General features: G+C 71.1%; 23 protein-coding genes. 14 read left to right on the top strand and 9 right to left on the bottom strand.

Annotated elements, in window-relative coordinates:
• Positions 1-43 precede the first annotated feature (43 nt).
• The 3 genes from KIH74_RS09320 (at position 44) to KIH74_RS09310 (ending at position 2617) form a co-directional block, all read left to right on the top strand.
• Complete coding sequence (locus KIH74_RS09320; RefSeq protein WP_214155405.1) at positions 44-1090, top strand: NAD(P)-dependent alcohol dehydrogenase; 1047 nt, start codon at positions 44-46, stop codon at positions 1088-1090.
• Positions 1091-1232: 142 nt separating this feature from the next.
• Positions 1233-1442 (top strand): hypothetical protein, encoded by a 210-nt coding sequence (locus KIH74_RS09315; RefSeq protein WP_214155404.1) that lies wholly within the window; start codon positions 1233-1235, stop codon positions 1440-1442.
• 53 nt (positions 1443-1495) lie between these two features.
• Positions 1496-2617, top strand: coding sequence for a PQQ-dependent sugar dehydrogenase (locus KIH74_RS09310; protein WP_214155403.1), 1122 nt, complete (start codon positions 1496-1498; stop codon positions 2615-2617).
• Between the two features lie 48 nt (positions 2618-2665).
• Here KIH74_RS09310 and KIH74_RS09305 read toward each other — a convergent pair whose 3' ends face one another.
• Positions 2666-3244, bottom strand: coding sequence for a TetR/AcrR family transcriptional regulator (locus KIH74_RS09305; protein ID WP_214155402.1), 579 nt, complete (start codon positions 3242-3244; stop codon positions 2666-2668).
• A 184-nt stretch (positions 3245-3428) separates the two neighbouring features.
• On the opposite strand from KIH74_RS09305, the gene KIH74_RS09300 reads away from it, so the two are divergent.
• The 3 genes from KIH74_RS09300 to KIH74_RS09290 are packed head-to-tail and all read left to right on the top strand — an operon-like array spanning position 3429 to position 7785.
• A complete protein-coding gene (locus tag KIH74_RS09300) occupies positions 3429-4679 on the top strand; it encodes an MFS transporter (RefSeq protein ID WP_214155401.1) in 1251 nt (416 codons plus the stop codon).
• Positions 4679-7126, top strand: coding sequence for a beta-glucosidase family protein (locus tag KIH74_RS09295; protein ID WP_214155400.1), 2448 nt, complete (start codon positions 4679-4681; stop codon positions 7124-7126). The genes KIH74_RS09300 and KIH74_RS09295 overlap by 1 nt, the downstream gene beginning before the upstream one ends.
• Positions 7127-7155: 29 nt before the next feature.
• Entirely contained in the window at positions 7156-7785 is a 630-nt protein-coding gene (locus KIH74_RS09290; protein ID WP_214155399.1) for an HXXEE domain-containing protein, read from the top strand.
• Here KIH74_RS09290 and KIH74_RS09285 read toward each other — a convergent pair.
• The gene (locus tag KIH74_RS09285) at positions 7716-8135 is read right to left on the bottom strand and encodes a VOC family protein (protein ID WP_214155398.1); all 420 of its coding nucleotides are present in this window, start codon (positions 8133-8135) and stop codon (positions 7716-7718) included. The two genes, KIH74_RS09290 and KIH74_RS09285, sit on opposite strands and share 70 nt — an antisense overlap.
• A gap of 55 nt (positions 8136-8190) precedes the next feature.
• On the opposite strand from KIH74_RS09285, the gene KIH74_RS09280 reads away from it, so the two are divergent.
• The 4 genes from KIH74_RS09280 (at position 8191) to KIH74_RS09265 (ending at position 10938) form a co-directional block, all read left to right on the top strand.
• Complete coding sequence (locus KIH74_RS09280) at positions 8191-8889, top strand: HAD family hydrolase (protein ID WP_214155397.1); 699 nt, start codon at positions 8191-8193, stop codon at positions 8887-8889.
• Positions 8890-8968: 79 nt separating this feature from the next.
• Entirely contained in the window at positions 8969-9541 is a 573-nt protein-coding gene (gene def / locus KIH74_RS09275) for a peptide deformylase (protein ID WP_214155579.1), read from the top strand.
• A 2-nt stretch (positions 9542-9543) separates the two neighbouring features.
• Positions 9544-10254 (top strand): TSUP family transporter, encoded by a 711-nt coding sequence (locus KIH74_RS09270; RefSeq protein WP_214155396.1) that lies wholly within the window; start codon positions 9544-9546, stop codon positions 10252-10254.
• A 90-nt stretch (positions 10255-10344) separates the two neighbouring features.
• Entirely contained in the window at positions 10345-10938 is a 594-nt protein-coding gene (locus tag KIH74_RS09265; protein ID WP_214155395.1) for a PH domain-containing protein, read from the top strand.
• A gap of 197 nt (positions 10939-11135) precedes the next feature.
• Here the strand turns inward: KIH74_RS09265 and KIH74_RS09260 are convergent, their stop codons facing one another.
• Both KIH74_RS09260 and KIH74_RS09255 read right to left on the bottom strand, forming a co-directional pair.
• On the bottom strand, positions 11136-11303 hold the full coding sequence (locus KIH74_RS09260; RefSeq protein WP_214155394.1) for a hypothetical protein: 168 nt from the start codon (positions 11301-11303) through the stop codon (positions 11136-11138).
• Positions 11300-11485 carry a hypothetical protein gene (locus KIH74_RS09255; RefSeq protein WP_214155393.1) on the bottom strand — a complete coding sequence of 62 codons (186 nt, stop codon included), beginning with the start codon at positions 11483-11485 and terminating at the stop codon, positions 11300-11302. The genes KIH74_RS09260 and KIH74_RS09255 overlap by 4 nt, the downstream gene beginning before the upstream one ends.
• Positions 11486-11742: 257 nt before the next feature.
• On the opposite strand from KIH74_RS09255, the gene fgd reads away from it, so the two are divergent.
• On the top strand, positions 11743-12735 hold the full coding sequence (fgd, locus tag KIH74_RS09250; protein ID WP_214155392.1) for a glucose-6-phosphate dehydrogenase (coenzyme-F420): 993 nt from the start codon (positions 11743-11745) through the stop codon (positions 12733-12735).
• A 62-nt stretch (positions 12736-12797) separates the two neighbouring features.
• Here the strand turns inward: fgd and KIH74_RS09245 are convergent, their stop codons facing one another.
• Positions 12798-13133 carry a hypothetical protein gene (locus tag KIH74_RS09245; RefSeq protein ID WP_246572122.1) on the bottom strand — a complete coding sequence of 112 codons (336 nt, stop codon included), beginning with the start codon at positions 13131-13133 and terminating at the stop codon, positions 12798-12800.
• A gap of 357 nt (positions 13134-13490) precedes the next feature.
• On the opposite strand from KIH74_RS09245, the gene KIH74_RS09240 reads away from it, so the two are divergent.
• Positions 13491-14147 (top strand): hypothetical protein, encoded by a 657-nt coding sequence (locus tag KIH74_RS09240; protein ID WP_214155390.1) that lies wholly within the window; start codon positions 13491-13493, stop codon positions 14145-14147.
• A gap of 1 nt (position 14148) precedes the next feature.
• Here the strand turns inward: KIH74_RS09240 and KIH74_RS09235 are convergent, their stop codons facing one another.
• From KIH74_RS09235 to KIH74_RS09225, 3 genes are read right to left on the bottom strand one after another with little or no spacing between them, the layout of a single operon-like run.
• Entirely contained in the window at positions 14149-15288 is a 1140-nt protein-coding gene (locus KIH74_RS09235; protein WP_214155389.1) for an amidohydrolase family protein, read from the bottom strand.
• A gap of 15 nt (positions 15289-15303) precedes the next feature.
• A complete protein-coding gene (locus KIH74_RS09230; RefSeq protein WP_214155388.1) occupies positions 15304-15534 on the bottom strand; it encodes a hypothetical protein in 231 nt (76 codons plus the stop codon).
• A 51-nt stretch (positions 15535-15585) separates the two neighbouring features.
• Positions 15586-17040 carry an MDR family MFS transporter gene (locus KIH74_RS09225; RefSeq protein WP_246571919.1) on the bottom strand — a complete coding sequence of 485 codons (1455 nt, stop codon included), beginning with the start codon at positions 17038-17040 and terminating at the stop codon, positions 15586-15588.
• A gap of 108 nt (positions 17041-17148) precedes the next feature.
• Between KIH74_RS09225 and KIH74_RS09220 the strand changes: the two genes are divergently transcribed.
• Both KIH74_RS09220 and KIH74_RS09215 read left to right on the top strand, forming a co-directional pair.
• Positions 17149-17778: a TetR/AcrR family transcriptional regulator gene (locus KIH74_RS09220; protein WP_308113672.1), complete on the top strand. Its 630-nt coding sequence runs from the start codon at positions 17149-17151 to the stop codon at positions 17776-17778.
• A 33-nt stretch (positions 17779-17811) separates the two neighbouring features.
• Positions 17812-19107: an aspartate aminotransferase family protein gene (locus KIH74_RS09215; protein ID WP_214155386.1), complete on the top strand. Its 1296-nt coding sequence runs from the start codon at positions 17812-17814 to the stop codon at positions 19105-19107.
• Here the strand turns inward: KIH74_RS09215 and KIH74_RS09210 are convergent.
• The gene (locus KIH74_RS09210; RefSeq protein ID WP_214155385.1) at positions 19104-21188 is read right to left on the bottom strand and encodes a sigma-70 family RNA polymerase sigma factor; all 2085 of its coding nucleotides are present in this window, start codon (positions 21186-21188) and stop codon (positions 19104-19106) included. The genes KIH74_RS09215 and KIH74_RS09210 overlap by 4 nt on opposite strands.
• Positions 21189-21357: the final 169 nt, after the last annotated feature.

Below are 21357 nucleotides of genomic sequence, written 5' to 3'. Positions count from 1 at the left end.
TAGGCTGGCGAAGACCTGTGACCAGCCCAGTTGGGGAGATGCCTTGCCGTTCACGGTTCCTGCCTACGCCGCCACCTCGGCGACCGCCCCACTCACCCCCTACACGCTCGAGCGCCGTGACGTCGGCCCGCACGACGTGCGGATCGACATCAGGTTCAGCGGCATCTGTCACTCCGACATCCACACCGCCCGCAGTGAGTGGGGCGCCACCACCTACCCGATCGTGGTCGGCCACGAGATCGCCGGGGTCGTCGCCGAGATCGGTTCCGGGGTGACGAAGTTCGCCGTGGGCGACCGGGTCGGCGTCGGCTGCATGGTGGGCTCGTGCGGCGAGTGCGAGAACTGCCGGGCCGGCGACGAACAGTACTGCCGCAAGGGCATGATCGGCACCTACGGCGGCCGTGACGCCGAGGGCAACCCGACCCAGGGTGGCTATTCGCGGGCGATCGTCGTCACCGAGGACTTCGTGCTGCGCATCCCCGAGGGCATCGAGCTCGACGTGGCCGCGCCGCTGCTGTGCGCGGGCATCACCACGTACTCGCCGCTGCGGCACTGGAACGCGGGCCCGGGCAGCAAGGTCGCCGTGGTCGGCCTCGGCGGCCTGGGGCACATGGCGGTCAAGCTGGCACACGCGATGGGCGCCGAGGTGACCGTGCTGTCGCAGTCGCTGAAGAAGCAGGAGGACGGACTGAAACTGGGCGCCGACCACTACTTCGCGACCTCCGACGAGTCCACGTTCGAGTCGCTGGCCAGCTCCTTCGACCTGATCATCAACACGGTCAGCGCGAAGATCGACGTCGGCGCCTACCTCGGCCTGCTCAAGGTCGACGGCACCATGGTCAACGTCGGTGCGCCCGAGGATCCGCTGCCGGTGCACGCTTTCGCCCTGATCAGCGGCCGCCGTTCGTGGGCGGGCTCGAACATCGGCGGCATCGCCCAGACCCAGGAGATGCTCGATTTCTGCGCGGAACACCACCTCGGGGCCGAGATCGAGGTGATCGGCGCCGACCGGATCAACGAGGCCTACGACCGGGTGCTGGCCTCGGACGTGCGCTACCGCTTCGTCATCGACGCCTCCACCATCGGCTGAGCACCAGAACGGGGGACGGCGAAGAGCCCGTGACGGCCCGGTGGTGCTGGTCGGTCTGGGTCTGCGGCTGGCCGCCGAAGCCCGTTGACGGAACCCCAGGTGACCGGCTGGCAGAACTCCACCTGGCTGGTAGGAAAGAGTCATGGGCAACGGAACCGACCGCTCGACACTGATCGCCGTCGCCGCCCTGGGCACGGCGCTGCTCACCCTGGCCCTGCTGGTGGTGCTGAACCTGCCCACGCCGGTGGCGGTGGTGCTCGCGCTGATGCTGGTCACCACGGCCTCCGGGGCGATCGGGGCCCTGCTGACGCTGCTGCGCGAGGGCCGTCGCAGTTGCGGCCGGCGGGCCTGAACGGGATGAGCGCCGCACGGGTCTCCGGAGCCGGCCGGCGGACCACGGGCCTGATGGCCGCTGGTCTGCTCATCACCGGGACGGCGGCGTGCGGCGGTGAGCCGGAACCGGCAGGCAGCGACACCCCCACCGTCGCGTCGTCCACCCAGCGCCAGCAGGCCACGGAATCCCCGGACGGCACCGGAACTGGCTCCACAACAGGGAATTTCGACGTCGGTGATCCTCAGGAGATCGCCACCGGCATCGAGGTTCCCTGGGGCCTGGCATTCCTGCCGGACGGCGACGCACTGGTGGCCGAACGCGACTCCGGCCGCATCCTGCGGGTGCCGGCCGAGGGCGGTGACGCCGAGCCGGTGTACACCGTGCCCGGTGTCGACGCGGCCGGCGAGGGCGGCCTGCTCGGCCTCGCCGTGCGACCCGGCAACACCTCCAGCGCAATGGTTTACGCCTACTACACCGCCTCCGACGACAACCGGATCGCCCGGTTCGCGCTCGACGACGACGAGCCCGAGGTGATCTTCCGGGGTATCGCCAAGAACACCTACCACAACGGTGGTCGCATCGCCTTCGGTCCCGACGGGCTGCTCTACGCCGGCACCGGCGACGCGGGCGACACCTCGCACGCGCAGGACCCGGACAGCGTGAACGGCAAGATTCTGCGTCTCACGGCCGACGGTGACCCGGCGCCCGGTAATCCCGAGAGCGGTTCCCCGGTCTGGAGTCTCGGCCACCGCAACGTTCAGGGTCTGGCCTGGGACGCCGAAAACCGGCTGTTCGCGAGCGAGTTCGGGCAGAATGAGCTCGACGAGGTGAACCTGATCGAGCCCGGCGGCAACTACGGCTGGCCACAGGTCGAGGGCAGGGGTGGCACCGGCGGCGGGAAGTTCACCGATCCGCTGGTCACCTGGCCCACGGACGACGCCTCGCCGTCCGGCGTCGCGATCGTCGGGAACACGCTCTACGTGGCCGCTCTGCGCGGGGAACGGCTCTGGACGATCCCGCTGCGCGACGGTGCGACCGGCGACCCGGTGGCCGAGCTGGAGGGGGAGTACGGCCGGCTGCGCACGGTGCAGGCCGCCCCCGACGGTGCGCTGTGGCTGACCACCTCGAACACCGACGGGCGGGGCGACGTGCGGGCGGGTGACGACCGCGTGCTGCGGTTCGCCCCACAGTGAATCAACGGACGACGGGGAGTCGCCGAAAGCCCGGCGTCGTCCATCAATTCACTGGTGCGCCATGAGCTGCCAGGTGAACTCGACGGCGTCGGCCATCTGCTGATCCTCGTCGAGGAGCCACTGCACCTGCATGCCGTCGGCGACCGCGATCAGCGCCTGGGCGGCCGTTCTCGGGTCCAGGTCGGGCCGCACGGTGCCGTCGCGCTGGCCCTGCTCGATCTCGCGCGAGATCAGCGAACGGGCCAGATCGTAACGCCCGACGAAGTATTCGCGGGCGTCGTCGCTGTAGGGCACCTCGCCGAGCAGGGTCATGTAGAGCCGCACCAGGCCCGGGATGGTGGCGTTGCGCCGCACCGCCCGGATCAGTGAGCCGATCGCGTCGGCCTCGCCGTGGTAGTCGCGGGTGTCGATCTGCTGCCGCTCGCGCAGCACGGCGAGGAACAGGTCTTCCTTGGCGGGGAAGTGGTGCAGCAGCCCGGCCTGGCTCAGGCCCGCGCGGCGGGCGACCTCACGCATCGAGGTGTTGCGGTACCCGAGCTCGGCGAAGCACTCCAGGGCGACGGCGAGGATCGCCTCGCGCCGGGCTTCGCCCTTGGCGTACCGGTTCCGGTTGATCTGAGCGGTCATGAGCGTCTTTGGTCTCCATTCAGGTGCTTCAGCTTCTCATGCCGCCCTCAGATCCGCCCTGACCTGGCCGAATGCTGTGACGAAGCACAGAGTTGCCAGGAAAACCTTTCAATGATTGGTTTCCATCACTAGCGTTGAACCGGGGCCGCCACCGTGGGCGACCCGGGGAGTCCCGGAGGAAGCTGTGACAACGACTGTCCAGAGTGGCGAGGCGATCGGCCCCGCGCGTACCCGAGCGGAATGGGTGGCCTCGATCGGCATGCCCCTGGCCGTGTTCGGTGTCTACATCTCGCTGCTGCCGGCGATCAACGCCGCGCTCGCTCTGCGCCTCGAGGGCATGAACTCGGACACCGCCGCCAGCAATCTGAGCTGGGTGCTCGGTCTCGGCGCGCTCTGCGCCATGATCGTCAACCCGGTGGCCGGCCGCTTCTCCGACCGCTCCACCAGCCGGTTCGGCGCCCGCCGCTTCTGGATCTCGCTCGGTGCCGGGGTGGGCTTCATCGGCCTGGTGATCGTCGCCTTCGCCCCGAACGTGCTGCTGATCATCGTCGGCTGGGTGATCGCGCAGAGCGGTTTCAACGCCGCTCTGGCCGCCCTCTTCGCGATCCTGCCCGACCAGGTGCCCGCGCAGTGGCGCGGCAAGGTCGCGGCCCTGATCGGCGTGGCCGGCAACGCCGCCACCCCGTTCGGCCTGTTCTTCGTGCAGCTGGTCGGCAGCGCCGTGCTCCAGGCCCTGATCCCGGGCATCATCGGCCTGGTTCTGATCGCCGGGTTCGTGGCGATGCTCAAGGAGACCCCGCAGCCGCCCTCCGAGGAACCGTTCGGCCTGGGCAAGCTGTTCGGCGCCTTCGTGTTCAACCCCCGCAAGCACCCGGACCTGGGCTGGGCCTGGCTCACCCGGGCCCTGATGACCTGCGCCCAGATGACCGCCCTGTCGTACCTCACGCTGTTCCTCATCGAGGACTTCGGGATGAGCAACGACGAGGCCGCCACCAAGGTCTTCTACGCCACCCTGGTGAACGTGGTCGGCGTGCTGATCACCACCTCGCTGGCCGGCTGGCTCAGCGACAAGCTCGGCGTGCGCAAGCCGTTCGTCGTGGTCGCCGGCCTGATCGGCGTCGTCGGCCTGGTCACCATCGCCCTCGCCCCGAACTACGGCACGCTGCTGGTCGGCGAGTTCGTGATGGGCGCCGGCATGGGCTCGTTCTACGCCGTCGACCTGGCCCTGGTCACCGACGTGCTGCCGGAGGACGGCGACAACGCCAAGGACCTCGGCGTCATCAACATCGCCCAGGCCGCCCCGCAGTCGCTGATCCCGGCGGCCGCCCCCTCGATCATCAGCGCCACCGGCGGCTACCCCGGCCTGTTCCTCACCGGCGGTGCGTTCGGTGTGCTGGGCGCCCTCGCGGTGCTCCCCGTGAAGAAGGTGAAGTGATGAGGCAGCTCCTGGGCCGGCTGACGCTGGAGGAGAAGGTCGAGCTGCTCACCGGCCAGGACATGTGGCAGACGGTGGCGATCGAGAAGATCGGCCTGAGGGCCATGCGGCTGTCCGACGGACCCTCCGGGGTGCGCGGCGAGTTCTGGGACGAGCGCCACCCGTCGCTGAACCTGCCCTCGGCCACCAACCTCTCGTCGTCGTGGGACCTCGCCCTGGCCCGCAACTACGGCCGGCTGGCCGCCGCCGAGGCCCGGTCGAAGAACGTGCACGCGGTGCTCGGCCCGACGGTCAACCTGCACCGGTCCCCGCTCGGTGGGCGGCATTTCGAGGCGTACAGCGAAGATCCGGTGCTGTCGGCCGAGATCGCCGCCGCCGTGGTCGAGGGCACCCAGGAGAGCGGCGTCGCCGCCTGCCTCAAGCACTACGTGGCCAACGACTACGAGACCCAGCGCTACACCGCCGACACGGTGGTGGACGAGCAGGCCCTGCACGAGGTGTACCTGCTGGCCTTCGAGAAGGCGATCGTCCGGGCCCGCTGCTGGATGGTCATGAGCGCCTACAACCACGTCAACGGCACCCTGGCCACCGAGCACGACCTGCTGGCCGACCCGCTGAAGAGCGAGTGGGGCTTCGACGGCGTGGTGGTCAGCGACTGGACCGCCGTGCGCACCATCGCCTCGGCCCGGGCCGCGCAGGACCTGGTGATGCCGGGCCCGGACGGCCCCTGGGGCGAGGCCCTGGTCAAGGCCGTGCGCGCGGGTGAGGTGCCCGAGTCGGCGATCGACGACAAGGTGCTGCGCATCCTGCTGCTCGCCTCCCGGGTCGGCGCGCTCGAGGGTTACCCGGTGCGCACCGACTTCCCGCCGATCGACGGCCCCGCGTTCATCCGCCAGGCCGCCACCGAGGGCTCGGTGCTGCTGGCCAACGACGGGCTGCTGCCCCTCGCGGCCCCGAGGAGCGTGGCCGTGCTCGGGCACAACGCCGTGGCCGGCCGCAGCCAGGGCGGCGGCAGCGCCACCGTGGTGCCGACCCACGTGGTGAGCGCGCTGGAGGGCCTGACCGCGGCCCTGCCCGACACCGAGATCACCTACTCGCTGGGCGCCGTCGCCGAGACCGGCATCTCCGAGTTCCCGCTGGCGCAGACCCGCAACCCGGTCACCGGCGAGCCCGGGATGCGGGCCGAGTTCATCGGTTTCGACGGTGAGGTCAAGCTGGGCGACGACCGTCTCGCCACCGACGTGAAGTGGCTGGGCGGCGCGCCCACCGAGGAGTCGCAGTTCCTCGTGCTGACGCTCGACTACACCCCGGCGGCCACCGAGACCCTGCACCTCGGGGTCGGCACCACCGGCCACTTCCAGCTGCTGGTCGACGGCCGCGTGGTGCTGGAGGAGACGCTGGAGGACACCGACGAGGAGCTCGGCGCCGGCCTGCTGGCCCCGCCGACCGCCGCCGCGCCGGTCGCCCTGACCGAGGGCCGCCCGGTACGCGTCGAGGTCAGGTACACGCTGCCCAAGGTGGGGGCCTTCACCAACGCCGTCGCGATCGGTGTGGGCACGCGTCCCACCACCGACGCCGACGACCAGCTGATCGCGGACGCCGTCGAGGCGGCCCGCGCGGCCGAGGTCGCCGTGGTCGTGGTCGGCACCAACTCCAAGGTGGAGTCCGAGGGCTTCGACCGGGAATCGCTGCGCCTGCCCGGGCGCCAGGACGACCTGGTCGCCGCCGTCACCGCGGCCAACCCGCGCACCGTGGTCGTGGTGAACTCCGGCTCACCGGTGGAGATGCCCTGGCGCGACGCCGCCGCGGCCGTGCTGCTGGTCTACTTCCCGGGGCAGGAGTTCGGCCACTCGCTGGCCGACGTGCTGCTCGGCCTGCGGGAGCCGGGCGGCCGGCTGCCCACCACCTGGCCGGTCGCCGAGGCCGACGTGCCGGTGCTCGACGTCACCCCGGTGGACGGAAAGCTGGCCTACACCGAGGGCATTCACATCGGGTACAAGGCCTGGCTGAAGGCCGGCACCGAACCGGCCTACGGCTTCGGTCACGGCCTCGGCTACACCACCTACGAGGTGGTCGCCACCGAGGCGGGCCCGGTCGCCGACGGGGTGGCCCAGGTGCGCACGACCGTGCGCAACACCGGTGCCCGCGAGGGCAAGGTGGTCGTGCAGGTCTACGCCTCCAGGCCGGACAGCACGGTGGAGCGCCCGGCGCTCTGGCTGGTCGGTTTCGCCACCGCCCGGTTCGCCGCCGGCGACGGTGGCGAGCTGCTCGTCGACGTCCCCACACACCTCCTGCGCCATCGGGTGCCCGGCGCCTGGGAACTGGAGTCCGGCAAATACCTTCTGCACGTGGGCCTTTCGATGGCCGAGGCGCTGCCGCGCACGCTGGAGCTGGCGGTCGGACAGCCGGCGGCCGGGGACACGGTGAGGGTCAGGAGGCCCTCGTGACCGGGTGCCCGGCGGCCTAGCCTTCTCCCATGCGCCCGGGTCGCCGCCTCACCGTCGCCACCGCCGGGCTGTTCGTCAGCTGGCTGCTGCACGACCTGGAAGAGGTCGCGACGATGCGGGCCGGCTCAGCTGAGCTGCTCGCCCGGGTGCCGGAGCGGGTGCCGCTGCCCGAGGGCTGGCGCGAGCACGGGATGCCGCAGGAGCAGGTGGTCACGGCCGTCGGCCTGGTCGGCGCGGTGATGGCGGCGGCCTCGGCCGACGGCTACCGCACCGCGGTCCGGTCCGGCTTCTACCGTGCCGCCCTGGTCGGCTACGGCCTGCACGGTTTCGGGCATCTGGCCGGTTCCGCGGCCCGGCGCGGCTACACCTCCGGCGCCGCCACCTCGCCGGTGCTGGTGATCCCGTTCTGGCTGTGGGCCGAACGGGCGCTACGGGCGGGGCAACCGCCGGGGACCCGGCACGTGGCTGAGGCCGGGCAGGTGCCCGAGACCGAGCGGCTGCCGGGCCGGGTGCCGTTGCCCGCGGCGCTGCTGATGCTCTCGCTCGTGCCGGCCGCCCACCTGGTGGCGCACCAGCTGCTGCGGCGAGTTCACCAGGCCGGCGTGGTGCCGTCGGGCTGGAGGAACTCGAGGCGGTTGCCGAACGGATCGGCCGAGTAGAAGCGGCGGTGGCCCGGGAACGCGTCGTCCCAGGTCACCGTGATGCCGTGCTGCTCCAGCAGTTTCGCCAGGGCGTCCAGGTCGCCGACCAGGACGCCCGGGTGCGCCCGGCCGGCCGGCACGAACTCCTTCTCGGCCCCGAGGTGGATCTCCAGCGAGTCGGCCCGCACCCAGAGCCCGCCCCGGGCCGCGAGCTGCGGCGGCTTGGTCACCTCGGCGAAACCGAGAACGCCCACCCAGAAGGCCCTCGCGACGTCCTCACCGCCCACCGGGATGGCCAGCTGCACGTGGTGCAGCGAAAAGCCGGTGCTGGTGGGGTGGTCCGGGCCGTATCCCTGGGAAGAGGTCATACCTGGCAGTCTATGACCGGTGATGTCGCGCCGGCCGGTTTGTTAGCGTCACCCCATGCCGCAGAAACTCCCTTTCCAGGCCGTCCTTTTCGATTGTGACGGGGTTCTCGTCGACTCCGAGCAGATCACCAGCGGCGTGCTCCGGGAGATGCTGCACGAGCTGGGCTGGCAGATCAGCGCCGCCGAGTGCTTCACGCGGTTCGTCGGCCGCTCGCTGAAAGACGAGTTCGGCGTGATCGAGCAGTACACCGGCGTGCGGGTGGGGCCGGCCTGGCTGGCCGGGTTCCGCCGGCGCCGTGACCTGGCGCTGGCGGCGCGCCTGGAGGAGATCCCCGGGGCGGGTGCCGCGGTCCGGCGGCTCACCGCGTCGTTCGCCGGGAACGTGGCCTGTGCCAGCGGGGCCGACCGGGCCAAGGTGGAGATGCAGCTGGCCCGGGTCGGGCTGCTCGACGTGTTCGCCGGGAAGATCTACAGCGGTGAGGAGATGCCCCGCAGCAAGCCCGCGCCCGACGTGTACCTGGCCGCGGCGGCCGGTCTCGGCGCCGACCCGGCCCGCTGCGCCGTGATCGAGGACACGGTCTCCGGCACCCGGGCCGGGGTCGCCGCCGGGGCCACGGTGTTCGGGTACTGCCCGCCGGACAGCCCCGCGCACAGCAGTCCGGAACGGCTGGTCGAGGCCGGGGCCGCGAGCATCTTCACCAGCATGTCCGACCTGCCCGCCCTGCTGTCGTCCGTCCCCTCCGGCCCGCGTTGATTTTGGGACGACGAGGAGCGGGCAGGAGAATGCCCCGGTGACTGAAAGTGTTGAGGTCGACCCGGACATCCGGGCCTGGATGACGTCGGCCGGCCTGCCCTCGGGCACCGCCCGCAAGGTGACGATGCGCGGCAACCCGGTCCTGCACCGGCCCTGCCGGGAGGTGACCGAGTTCGGCGACGAGCTGCGCCGGCTGGTGGCCGACATGTTCGTCAGCATGGAGGCCGCGGACGGCGTCGGCCTGGCCGCGAACCAGATCGGTGTGGACGCGCGGCTGTTCGTGTACCACTGCCCGGACGCGAGCGGCGAGTTCCGGACCGGCGTCGTGATCAACCCGAAGCTGGTGCCGGTGCCCGGTCAGGCGCTGATGCCGCCGGCCGAGGACGAGGAGGGCTGCCTGTCGGTGCCCGGCGAGTACGCGCTGCTGGCCCGGCCGGCCGTGGCCGAGGTGGAGGGTCAGGACGTCGACGGCCGCCCGGTGCGGGTGCGGGGCGACGGCGTGCTCGCCCGCGGCCTCCAGCACGAGACCGACCACACCAACGGCATGCTCTACGTCGACCGGCTCTCCGGGCCGGAGCTCGGCCGGGTGGTGAAGTCGCTGGAGAACCGGATCCGCAAGGGTGACCTGCCGGCCTGGTCCGAGGGCGCCTGACCTTGTCGTCGGGGATCCTCGTCGCCCTGGTGGTGGCCGTCGGTGCCACCTGCCAGGTGCTCTCCGGGGTCGGGTTCGCGCTGGTGGTGTCGCCGCTGCTGATGCTGGCCGTCGGTCACACGACGGGCCTGCACACCACGCTGATTCTGTCGTGCGTGCTCAACCTGGCGGTGATCCTGCGGATGCCGCGCGAGGTGGCACCGGCCGACGCCCTGCGTCTGCTGGTGCCGGCCGCGCTGGTGATCCCGCCGATGATCGCCCTGAGTGGTCAGCTGCGCGGCGCCCCGCTGAACATCGTTGCGGGAGTGGCCGTTCTGGCCGCCACCGCGGCGAGCGCGGCCGGGCGCACCCTGCCGTTCTTCCGGCACCGCCTCGGCCCGGTGCTGGCGGGCGGGATCAGCGGGGCGCTGAACGTGCTGACGGGTGCGTCCGGGCCCCCGGTGGCGCTGTACGCGATGGCGCGGCGCTGGCCCCCGGCCCGCACCACGGCCACCCTCCAGCTGTTCTCGCTGCCGCTGAACCTGCTCACCCTGGTCGCGGTCGGCCTGCCCAGTGCCTCCCAGTGGGCCGGCATGTCCTGGGCGGCGGCCGGCCTGGTGCTGGGCCTGGCCGTGTCGCTGCCGTTCGTGCACCTGGTGCCGCACGGGGTGGTGCGGTGGGTCACGCTCGGCATCGCGACGATCGGTGGGATCACGCTGCTCGCGACGGCCTGATCCTCGCCGTCCATGATTTTCGGTAGACGGAATGTACTCACATGGCAACCAGGGGTGTGAATCGGGCGTAACCCGCTTATCGTCCGCTACATGGCTGGGCATTCTGAGCGCTATGGGCCGGGTGTTCCGAAGGAGCTCGACCGGTATCTGGTTCCGGGCGAAGACGTCGTCTTCCTGCTGCGGCGGCACTGGGTGGTGCTGGCGGAACCGTTCCTGACCACGATGTTCGGCCTGCTCGTGCTGGCCGTGCTGAGTGCGTGGGTGGACGGCGGGGTCGAGACGGCCCTCACGCTGGTCTGGCTGCTGGTGCTGTCGCGGCTTCTGGTCGCGGCCTGGGAGTGGTGGTACGAGCTGGTCGTGGCCACCGACAAACGGCTGATGCTGGTGCACGGCGTGATCACCCGCAAGGTCGACATCATGCCGGTCTCCAAGGTCACCGACATGCGCTACGACCGGTCGGTCACCGGGCGGGCGCTGGGCTACGGCAAGTTCGTCATGGAGTCCGCCGGTCAGGACCAGGCCCTCAGCACCATCAACTACATCCCCGACTCCGACCTGCACTACCAGCAGATCTCCCAGCTGATCTTCGACCCGAGCGCGCCGCGGCTCACCCAGAAGACCGGCGGCAGCTCCCGGGTGCCGGTGGTCGAGCCGGAAGAGGCCTGGTGGCGCCGCAAGGACTGAGCACCGCGAAAGCGTCCTGCCACAACCGGAACCCGGGCACCACGCTGTTCGGCTGACCCGACATCCGGGCCAGTCCAGTCCATTCCAGTCCCGGCCGATCCGGGTCGATCCTGTCCAATCCTGGCCGATCTTGGCCGATCCGGGCCGCCCGGTGGTGGCCGCCTGATCCCGTCGGCGCCGCGGCCGGCGCTCATGGCTCATGGCCGGCGCTCGTGGCCGTCGATGCCGCGCCGTCGATGCCGCGCGCGATCTCGCCATACCGGTCGCCGCCCGGCCACGCTGCGGTTCATCTCCGAGGTGGTGGCGCTCTGCTGCCCGGCCGCCGAGGCGATGGTGGTCCGGAACTCGCTGATCCGGTGGATCACGGCCGGCACCTCGGTGATCGCCTCGACCGGTCCGCCGGGAGATGTCCTCGGTGCCCGGCCTCCTCGGCCACCACCGCGAAGTCCTGGCCGGCGTCCCCGCCGCGGGCGGCCTGCGCGGCGTTCGGCGAGATCGCCCGGATCGCCGCGCCGATCTCCTCGCCGCCGGCCGAAACCGTGTCCACGCTGCGGACCGTCTGCTGGGCCTCCTCGGACACCTGCCGGGACCGGGCCGAGATGGGCCGCGCGGCATCGGCGATCTGCGCGGCGGTGGCGCTCAGCTGTCCGGTGGCGCCGGAACAGCGGCAGCGCTCATCGGGTTCTCCCCGTCGGAATCAGGTGCGACGGGATCGTCGGCACGGGGGTGACGGGTTGAAGGCCCCCGGGACGGGATCTAGGTTGACGAGGAAGCTCGATTGAACCCAAGAATGAGGTCTCTTACGTGAAGCTGGGTTACAAGGCGTCGGCCGAGCAGTTCGCCCCCGGTCAGCTGGCCGACTTCGCCGTGCAGGCGGAGGACCAGGGACTGGACTCGGTGTGGATCTCGGACCACTTCCAGCCCTGGCGGCACGTCGGCGGGCACGCCCCGTCGGCGCTGGTCTGGCTGCCCTGGGTGGCCGCCCGCACGTCGCGGGTGCAGTTGGGCACGAGCGTGCTCACTCCCACCCTGCGCTACAACCCGGCGGTGATCGCGCAGGCGTTCGCCACGCTGGGCTGTCTGGCGCCGGGCCGGGCGATCCTCGGCATCGGCACCGGTGAGGCGCTGAACGAGACGGCCGTGGGGGTGGACTTCCCGGAGACCCGCGAGCGCTTCGCCCGCCTGCGCGAGGCGGTGCGGCTGATCAAGCAGCTGTGGAGCGAGGAGCGGGTCACCTTCGAGGGCGACTACTACCGCCTGCACGACGCCACCGTGTACGACCGGCCGGAGCAGCCGGTCCCGATCTACATCGCCGGTGGCGGGCCGGGCGTCACCAAGTATGCCGGTCGCGCGGGCGACGGCTACATCTGCACGTCGGGCAAGGGCATGGACCTCTACGAGGAGACGCTGCTGCCCGCGCTGAAGGAGGGGCTCGCGGCGTCGGAGCGGCCGTTCGAGGCGATCGACAAGACCATCGAGATCAAGCTGAGCTTCGACGAGGACCCGGCGAAGGCCCTGGAGAACACCCGGTTCTGGGCGCCGCTGTCGCTCACGCCGGAGCAGAAGGCCGGTGTGCACGACCCGGTCGAGATGGCCCGGCTGGCCGACGAGCTGCCGATCGAGCAGGTGGCGAAGCGCTGGATCGTCGCCTCCGACCCGGCCGACGTGGTGGCCGCGGTGAAGAACTACGTCGACGCCGGCTTCACCCACCTGGTGTTCCACGGCCCGGGCGACGACCAGAGCCGGTTCCTCACCCAGTTCACCAGCGACGTGGTGCCGCTGCTGCGCAAGCTCTGACCCGTCGGGACACGAAGCGGGCCGGGACGATCTCGTCCCGGCCCGCTTCGGTGTGGCGGCGGTCAGATCTCGATCGTGCGCTCCAGGTTGGCCAGCTTGTGCCGGGCCATCGCCAGGTTCGAGCGCTGCTTGTCCAGAGCCAGGTAGAGGAACAGGCCGGTGCCGGACTTGTCGGTGATCAGGCGGATCAGGTGGTACTGGGTGTCGAGGGTGATCAGGATGTCCTCGATCGCCTCACGCAGGCGCAGGGTCTCCATCGTGCGCAGCTTGGCCCGCACCACCTCGGTGTTGCCGGCGGCCGCGACCTCGAGGTTGAGCGTGTTGCCGCCGGCCTGGCCGAGGGTCATGCCGCTGGTGTGGTCCACCAGCGCGACGCCGATGGCGCCGTCGATCTGCATGGCTTCCTTGAGGACGGTGTCGATGTTGGACACGGGTGCGCTTCCTTTTCCGGCCACGGGCAGGGCCTGGTGGGGCTGGTGGGTGCGACCCGGGTCACCGGGACGCCAGCCGACCCAAAGACCGGCTACCGAGTTCACTCTCCGGTTCTTCTCGGCAGCACGCCCCCGCAATGCATCGGCCGTTCGAGGGTAGCTGCGACGCATCGTGCCCGACTAGGGACTGCACGTGAAATATCCCAGGCCACAGCATGATTGCGGCAATACGGACGACTGAGACTTTCCGGGATTCGTCGAACATGTGTTCGAATCTCGAGTTAGAATGTGGGGGTCGAGGCGTTCGAGCGGCAGGAGCCGGAGATGACCGAGATCAAGACTTCTCTCCCGTCGATCATTCAGTTCATCAGCACGCCGGGGGCGCGGCGGGGCCGGGTGCCGGCGCAGTTGCGGGCGATGTACGAAGACCCCACCCGTCATCCCTGGCGGTACTACGACCCGATCGTCACGGCGATCGTCGACGGGCTGCGGGGTGACCGGTTGCGGGCCACGCTCGACGCCGCGGTCGCCCGGTCGCAGGCCCGGGAAGAGACCGACCGGCGCTGCCGGGGGCAGTCGGTGCACTATGCCGACATCCGCGAGGGCATGCTCAAACTGCGCCGCAAGACCGGCCCGGTCGCGGTTCTGCCTGCGCCGTCCGGGGTCTGGCGGCACGGCGATCTGCGGGTCAGCGTGTCGCCGCACCTGCTCGTCGAGCGCCGGGGCGGGGCGCGGGAGGTGTGGTTCCTGCACCTCAAGGCCAACCAGCTCACCCAGGCCACGGCCGACGGCGCCCTGGTGATCCTGGGCGAGGCCATGCGCGCGGCCGGCTGTGACGCCACGCCGCGGGTCATCGATGTGCGTTCCGGCCGAACCGGTTTCGCGCTGGGCTGCACCCGCGACGTGCCGATGCTGGCGGCCTACGTCAAGGCCGAGGCCGATGCGTTCGCCAGTCTGTGGCAGGCCAAGGTGGCGGCGTGAGTCAGTCCAGCCGGTAGGCCGCCACGGCGTTCTCCCGGCCGATGAGTTCCGCCACGCGCAGGCACTCCTCGGCCGGCCAGCCGTGCTCGCGCCGGTTCTCGTCGAGCACCGTGTGGATGGCCGAACGCCATTGCCGGGCGCCGAGATACACCAGCTCAGGCAGCGCGTAGGCGTCGCTGGAGTAGAGCACCTTGCCGAACGGTGCCAGCTCCAGCGACTCCCGCACGGCCGTCACCGCCGACGTGCCGATGTGGTTACTGGTCAGCCCCACGTCGAAGTAGACGTGGGGCAGCACCGCCGCGAGGTATCCGGCCTGCCGCACGAAGGGGTAGCAGTGCAGCAGCGTCACGGGGGTGCGCAGGTCCGCGGCCCGCACCAGAAGTCCTTGCAGCAGAAGCGGATCGGCCTCGTGCAGCAGCAGGTCGGGGTCGCCGAAACCGGTGTGGAACTGCACCGGCCGCCCGTCCCGCAGGGCCCACCAGATCAGGTGCCGCACGATCACCTGGTCGGTCAGGCGCGGCGGGGTGTCGCGGGTGCGCTGCTCGTCGCGCCAGTGCAGCAGCGCGGCCTCCACCGCCTCCGGGGCCGGGGGCTCGGCCGGCAGCCGCAGCCCACCGCGGTAGGCCGCCACGCTCTTGAAACCCACGGCCCCGAGCGCCGACTCGCGCAGCACGGCGTCCAGGCCGTCCACGCCCACGGCGTCACTCGTCACCCAGCGTTCGGCCGCCGCCTCCAGCCGCATCAGGGTGTGCACGGTGAAGCCGCCCGCCTCGGCCAGGGCGGCGTCGGGGATCAGCCGATCGCCCTGGTAGCCGACGTCCACCAGCAGGTCGCTCGCCCCGGCGGCACGCAGGAACCGCCGGTTCACCTCCGCCGCACCGAGTTCCGCCCGCCGGGCCACGTAGGAGCCGGCCGACGCGAACGAGGGCAGTCCGAGCACCGGGGCGCACCAGTTGCGCACGGCGAACCCCAGCTGCGAGTCGAACACCGTGGCCGGGCGGGCCGGGGGCGCGTAGGGCTCGGTGAGGGCGAGCTCCAGCTCGTCCTCGGTCAGGTTGTCGACCACCACGCTGTGCACATGGTGGTCGACGAGCCGGATCCGGTCGATGGCTGCGCGAAGATCGGTGTCGGCGGTCGGCATGAAGTCGATCATGCCTCAGCCCGTCGTGTCGGGGGAGTGGTCAGGGGAGTAGTAGAGCGTGGCCGACCACCACGGGCCGTCGGCGGTGATCTCCTGGTGCACGGTCAGGTCGAGGATCTCCATCGGGTCCACCCCGAGCTCGTCGATGTGGTCGGCCATCCGCCGCAACAGGTAGGCGAGATCGGCCGGGCGGTCGTGCTCCGGATTGCTCAGCGAGAAGTGGCGCGCGGCCCACGACTGGTTCATGCGCACACTGTGCCCGGCAGCAGGCCCCCGGCCGGCGCTCGGCGAAACGCTTCAGGAAGAAGGGTCCTCGATCGCCCGCGGCCGGCCCACGAAGAACGCCAGCACCACTGCCGCGGCGGAGATGATGCCACCCCAGAGCAAGGCCGCGTGAACGCCGTCGGCCACGCCGGTCAGGGGCTCCACGCCGTCCTCCAGCGATTGTGCGGTCGTGCGGGTCATGACGGTGACGAACAGCGCGGTGCCCGCCGCGCCCGCCACCTGCTGCACGGTGCCCACGATCGCGCTGCCGTGCGAGTACAGCGCATGCGGCAGCGAGCCCAGCGCGCTGGTCAGCAAGGGGGTGAACATGAGGGCCAGGCCGATGCTGAGCAGCACGTGCGCGGCGATCACGGTGCCCCGCCCGGTGTCGATGCCGAACCGGGTCATCCCCCACAACGCGATGCACGCGATCACGGCACCGGGCGCGACCAGGGGGCGCGGCCCGACTCGGTCGAACAGCGCACCCACCACCGGCGCCAGCAACCCCATGGCCAGACCGCCGGGCAGCAGCATCAGGCCGGTGGCCAGGGTCGAGAGTTCCAGCGCCGACTGGAGATAGATCGGCAGCAGGATCAGCGTGCCGAACAGTGCCATCATGCTCACCGCCACCAGCAGCACGGCCACCGAGAAGCTCGGCGTGCCGAAGGCCCGCAGATCGAGCAGGGCGCGATCGCGCAGCACGAGCTGACGCCGCACGAACACCACCAGGGTCACCCCACCGACCACCAGCGGGATCCAGACCGGCACCGGCGTGTGCCCCGTCGCCGACTCACCGATGCTGCTCAGACCGTAGATCAGGCCGCCGAACGCGAGCGCCGACAGCACCACCGACACCACGTCGAGCGGGGCGGGCGCGGGCTCGGTCACGTTGCGCACCCACACCGCCCCCGCCGCCAGGGCGATCACGGCGATCGGCAGCACCAGCCAGAACATCCAGCGCCAGGTGAGCTGGTCCAGCACCACGCCGGAGATGGTCGGGCCGATCGCCGGGGCCACCGAGATGACGATCGAGACGATGCCCATCATCCGGCCGCGCCGATGCGCGGGCACCACGTTCAGGATGGTCGTCATCAGCAGCGGCATCATCAGCGCGGTGCCGACGGCCTGGACCACCCGGCCGGCCACCAGCGCGCCGAACACCGGGGCGGTCGCGGCCACCAGCGTGCCCAGCGTGAAACTGCCCATCGCCAGCACGAACACGGTGCGCAGCGGCAGGCGGATCAGCAGCCAGCCGCTGACCGGGATCACCACGGCCATGGTGAGCAGGAACGCCGTGGTCAGCCACTGCGCGGTGGTGGCCGGGACGGAGAACTCCTTCATCAGGTCGGGGAGCGCGACGCTCATGATCGTCTCGTTCAGGATCACCACGAAGGCCGCGCAGACCAGGAGGGCGATCAGCGGGCCGGTGCGAGAACCCGGGTCGCTGCTGGTCTCCGGGGCCACATCGATGGATGCGTCGGTGTTCAAGCCTGGTGCCTCTCGTCTCGTGCACGAACCCCCGTGCCGCCGTCAGTCATTATGGCAGCGACTGCCAACACGGCGGGTAGTGAATCGATTCCCGGTACGATGCGGGCCGTGGAGAACGGGGAGACCGCACCGCTGCGCGACCGGCGCCGGGCACAGACCGAGCACGAGATCGGCGAGGCCGCGCTCGCGCTCTTCGAGAAGCAGGGCGTCGACGGCACCACGGTCGACGAGATCGCGCGCACCGCAGGGGTTTCGCCGCGCACCTTCTTCCGCTACTTCGCCACCAAGGAACGCGCCGCGCTCACGCCGCACCGCGACCTGGAAAACCGGGCCGAGCGGATGATCGCCACCATGCGCGGCGACCGGCCGCTGCTGCCGCAGCTGGAAGAGGTCTGGGTCGAGGTGCTGCGGGCCTTCGACAACGGCCGGAGCGAGCCCGGCCGCCAGCTGCTGCGGCTGCGCCGGCTGATGCGCGCCGAGCCCACCCTGCGCACCGCCGCCCTGCGGCTCGACGAGGAACGCCTCGACATCCTGGTCGGCCACCTCTCCCGGCTGCTCGGTCACGACGACGAGCTGCCCGCCCGGGTGGTGGTCGAGACGGCCGGCGCCGCCGTGCGGGCCGCCCTCGACCTGTGGGCCGACGCGATCGAGGCCGGCCGCCCGGCCGACCTGCTCGACACCTACCGGCGCTGCCGGCAGGTGATGCGCGAGGCCATGGCCGATCAGGTGCCGCTGTGATGTGCTGAAGGGCCCTCGACCACGGAGACGCCCATGGACGACGAGCAGTTCTGGAACCTGGCCCGCACCCACCTGATCCGGTACGGCGGCAGCTTCACCCCACGGGTGATCGAGTCCGCCGCCGGGGCGTACCTCACCGATTCCGGGGGGCGGCGCATCCTCGACTTCACCTCCGGGCAGATGAGTGCCGTGCTCGGTCACGCCCATCCGGACGTGGTGCGGGCGGTCACCGCCGCCGCGGGCACCCTGACCCACCTCTACTCGGGCATGCTCAGCCGTCCGGTGGTGGAACTCGGCGCCCGGCTCGCCGCCTCACTGCCCGGTCCGCTGGACCGGATGATGCTGCTGACCACCGGCGCCGAGTCGAACGAGGCCGCGATCAAGATGGCCAAGCTGTACACCGGCGGCTACGAGGTGGTGGCGTTCGACCGGTCGTGGCACGGGATGACCTCCGGTGCGGCGGCCGCCACCTTCTCCGCCGGCCGCCGCGGCTACGGGCCGCCCGCACCCGGCAACCTGACCCTGCCCACTCCCAACGCCTACCGTTCCCCGTTCCGGCACGAAGACGGCTCCCACGACTGGGAGTCCGAGCTGGCCTACGGTTTCGGCCTGGTCGACCAGCAGTCCACGGGCAACCTGGCCGCCTGCATCGTCGAGCCGATCCTCTCCTCCGGCGGCATCATCGAGCTGCCACCCGGCTACCTGGCCCGGCTGCGGCGGTACTGCGACGAGCGGGGCATGCTGCTGATCCTCGACGAGGCGCAGACCGGGCTCGGCCGCACCGGAACCATGTACGCGTTCCAGCGCGACGGCGTGGTGCCCGACATCATCACCCTCTCCAAGACGCTCGGCGCCGGCCTGCCGGTGGCCGTGGTGGTCACCTCGGCCACCGTCGAGGAGGTCTGCCACGACAAAGGTTTCCTGTTCTTCACCACGCACGTGTCCGACCCGCTCGCGGCCACCGTGGCGCTCACCGTGATGGACGTGATCGAGCGCGACGACCTGGTGGAACGCGCGCGCAGGCTCGGGACCGAGCTCACCGCACGGCTGCTCGACCTGCGGGAACGCTACGAGCAGGTGGGCGATGTGCGCGGTCGGGGGCTGCTCCAGGGCGTCGAGCTGGTGAACGACAAACGCGACAGGACGCCCGCCGACCGGCTCGGCACCGCGGTGACGGCGGCCTGCCTGGAGCGCGGCCTGCACATGAACATCGTGCAGCTGCCCGGCACGGGCGGCATCTTCCGGATCGCCCCGCCGCTCACCATCGGGGAGGCCGACCTGCACGCGGGTGTCGACATCCTCGAGGAATCGCTGAAGGCCGTTCTCTAGGAACCCATCGTGGCTCCCCGCCCGTCACCCCCGCGCAGGAACCGGGTGGCGGGCAGGGAACCGTCTTCGTGCCGAGCGCCCTCGGCGCTGCCGGAATCGGTGGAGGCGAAGACCTTTCCGGTGGCGTTCCAGCGGTTGCCCGACTCCCGCGCGGCGGGGGAGAGGTCGGCCGCGTTCAGGTTGCCGGAGGCCAGGTTGCGGGTCAGCCGGGAGTCCGACGACGGCAGGTAGAAGCCGACGTTCCCGTTGCGGAAGGCGGTGTTCCGGGTGAGTTCCAGCGCGCCGCCGTTCCCCTCCTCGTTGAAGCCGATGCCGGTGTTGTCCCAGGCCGCGTTGTTGGTCAGCTCGTGCGCGACCTTCAGCGTGGTGCCGCCCCCGCCGAGCGTGAAGCCGTTGGTGTTGCGGTAGGCCCAGCTGTCGCGCACCTGCACCGGGGTGGCGAACGCGCCCAGGTCCAGCCCGTCCGCCGCGTTGCCGAACACCCGCACCCCGCGCACCAGATTGCCGTCGCCGCTGCCGTACATGATCGACAGTCCGCTGCCGTTGTCGTGGAAGTCGCTGTCGAGCACCTGGTTCCGGGCCGTGTCCTGGCCGCGCAGCACCAGCCCGCCGGAGGCGTTGTCGTGACTGTCCAGGCGCCGGAACACGTTGTCGCTGCACGAGTCGCAGACGTAGGCGTGGCTGGGCGCGCCGCGGATCTCCAGCCGCTGCACGGTCCAGTGGTCGGCGCTCTGGCTGATGCCCCACTCGTTCTGCGGAATGCCGGACAGGTCGAGAACCGGCTCCTCGTCACGGTACCCGCTCAGGGTGATCCGCTCGCCGGCGGTGCCGGAGGTCTCGATGGCCAGGCCTTCGGCCGGCCGGTACACGCCGCCGCGCAGGGCGATGGTCTGGCCGGCCCGCACGACCGACACGGCCTTCGCCAGACTCGCGAACGGGCTCTTCAGCGTGCCCTTTCCGGTGTCGTCGCCGTCCGGCGCCACGTACAGGTCGGCCGCTGCCACCCCGGCATAGGTCGCGGTCGGGGTCTTCTTCGGCTTGACCGTGGTGGAAACGGCTTCGGGTGTGCTGGTTTCGTCAACGGTGGACGCCGTCGGGGCCGCCGTGGTCGGCACGGCTCGCGGGGCGGCCGGGTCGGAGGGGCCGGTCCACAGCGGGTAGGTGACCCCGCCCAGGCTGATCGCCGCCGCACCCGCCACCACCGCGGACTTGCCGGTGACACTGTGCAGGAACGCCGAGAAGTGACCGGTGGCAGCAGCGTTCAGGGTGACCTGGCCGAACGACAGCTTGCCCAGCAGGCCGGCCGGCACCGCGACCAGCCCCACGCCCTGGAGCAGGGCCTCGGGCCGGGCCAGGTCGCGGGAGTACTGCCGGCAGTGCACGCAGTCACGGGTGTGCCGGATCAGCCGCTTGCGCCAGCGGGAATCGGCCACGCCGTTCCAGCTGCGCACCACCGTGGACAGTTCCGGGCAGCGGGGCCGGGCGTTCAGCGCCCGCAGCACCACCCGGGTGGCGTCGAGCCGCTCGCGCATCCGCTGCACCCGCACCGCCGCGTGCTGCGGCGTGGTGTCGATGCTGCTGGCCAGCTCGGCCCGGGTCATCTCGCCGGAGGTCTCCTGCCACCACAGTGAGAACAGCTGCCGGTCACCGGTTTCCAGCCACCGGGCGGCCTCGGCCAGCTCGCGGCACTGGCCCTGGAGCGCCAGCTCGGTCACCGTGCGCTCGGCGAAGTCCGCGCCCGGATCGGCCACTTCGGTCTCGTGCCTGCGCAGCAGCGTGCGGTACCCGTGGCGGGCGCGCTGGCGGTGGTGCTCCTGCATGCGCCGGTAGGCGATCGTGACGGCCCACGACCGGAACCGGCCGGGCTCACGCAGATCGGGCAGGCCGCGGATGATGCCGACCATGGTGTCCTGCACCAGGTCGTCCACGTCGGCGTCGCCGTTCAGCGCCCGGCCCACGATGTTGTAGATCAGCGGCAGATGCGTCTCGACCAGCTGGTCGAGCGCCGCCCGGTCGCCGGCCTGGGCGAGCGTCACCAGATCACTGGTGGGCGTGCCCGTTCCGGCCCTTCCGCCGTCCATCATTGTGCCCTTCGACAGGCCCTTGTCGGGCGGCCGATCCTGGCACAGCTGCGGCGAAGCCTGCAATCCCGCTGTCACCGTGCGCAAGTGGGGCACAGCGAAAAGTAGTTCTCCCGCTTTCTGTTATTTCCCTGTCCGCCCCGCGACTACCTGTGTGCCGACCCGAACC

It is taken from the genome of Kineosporia corallincola (assembly GCF_018499875.1).
Lineage (GTDB): Bacteria > Actinomycetota > Actinomycetes > Actinomycetales > Kineosporiaceae > Kineosporia > Kineosporia corallincola.
The sequence above is the reverse complement of the archived record's forward strand: the minus strand, read 5'-3'. Positions and strand labels throughout refer to the sequence as shown.

Coding starts and splice junctions, on each gene's coding strand:
- KIH74_RS09315 (WP_214155404.1), top strand. CDS start 1,233: ATGGGCAACGGAACCGACCGCTCGACACTGATCGCCGTCGCCGCCCTG.
- KIH74_RS09310 (WP_214155403.1), top strand. CDS start 1,496: ATGGCCGCTGGTCTGCTCATCACCGGGACGGCGGCGTGCGGCGGTGAG.
- KIH74_RS09305 (WP_214155402.1), bottom strand. CDS start 3,244: ATGACCGCTCAGATCAACCGGAACCGGTACGCCAAGGGCGAAGCCCGG.
- KIH74_RS09295 (WP_214155400.1), top strand. CDS start 4,679: ATGAGGCAGCTCCTGGGCCGGCTGACGCTGGAGGAGAAGGTCGAGCTG.
- KIH74_RS09290 (WP_214155399.1), top strand. CDS start 7,156: ATGCGCCCGGGTCGCCGCCTCACCGTCGCCACCGCCGGGCTGTTCGTC.
- KIH74_RS09285 (WP_214155398.1), bottom strand. CDS start 8,135: ATGACCTCTTCCCAGGGATACGGCCCGGACCACCCCACCAGCACCGGC.
- KIH74_RS09280 (WP_214155397.1), top strand. CDS start 8,191: ATGCCGCAGAAACTCCCTTTCCAGGCCGTCCTTTTCGATTGTGACGGG.
- def (WP_214155579.1), top strand. CDS start 8,969: ATGACGTCGGCCGGCCTGCCCTCGGGCACCGCCCGCAAGGTGACGATG.
- KIH74_RS09265 (WP_214155395.1), top strand. CDS start 10,345: ATGGCTGGGCATTCTGAGCGCTATGGGCCGGGTGTTCCGAAGGAGCTC.
- KIH74_RS09245 (WP_246572122.1), bottom strand. CDS start 13,133: ATGCAGATCGACGGCGCCATCGGCGTCGCGCTGGTGGACCACACCAGC.
- KIH74_RS09240 (WP_214155390.1), top strand. CDS start 13,491: ATGACCGAGATCAAGACTTCTCTCCCGTCGATCATTCAGTTCATCAGC.
- KIH74_RS09235 (WP_214155389.1), bottom strand. CDS start 15,288: ATGCCGACCGCCGACACCGATCTTCGCGCAGCCATCGACCGGATCCGG.
- KIH74_RS09230 (WP_214155388.1), bottom strand. CDS start 15,534: ATGAACCAGTCGTGGGCCGCGCGCCACTTCTCGCTGAGCAATCCGGAG.
- KIH74_RS09215 (WP_214155386.1), top strand. CDS start 17,812: ATGGACGACGAGCAGTTCTGGAACCTGGCCCGCACCCACCTGATCCGG.
- KIH74_RS09210 (WP_214155385.1), bottom strand. CDS start 21,188: ATGGACGGCGGAAGGGCCGGAACGGGCACGCCCACCAGTGATCTGGTG.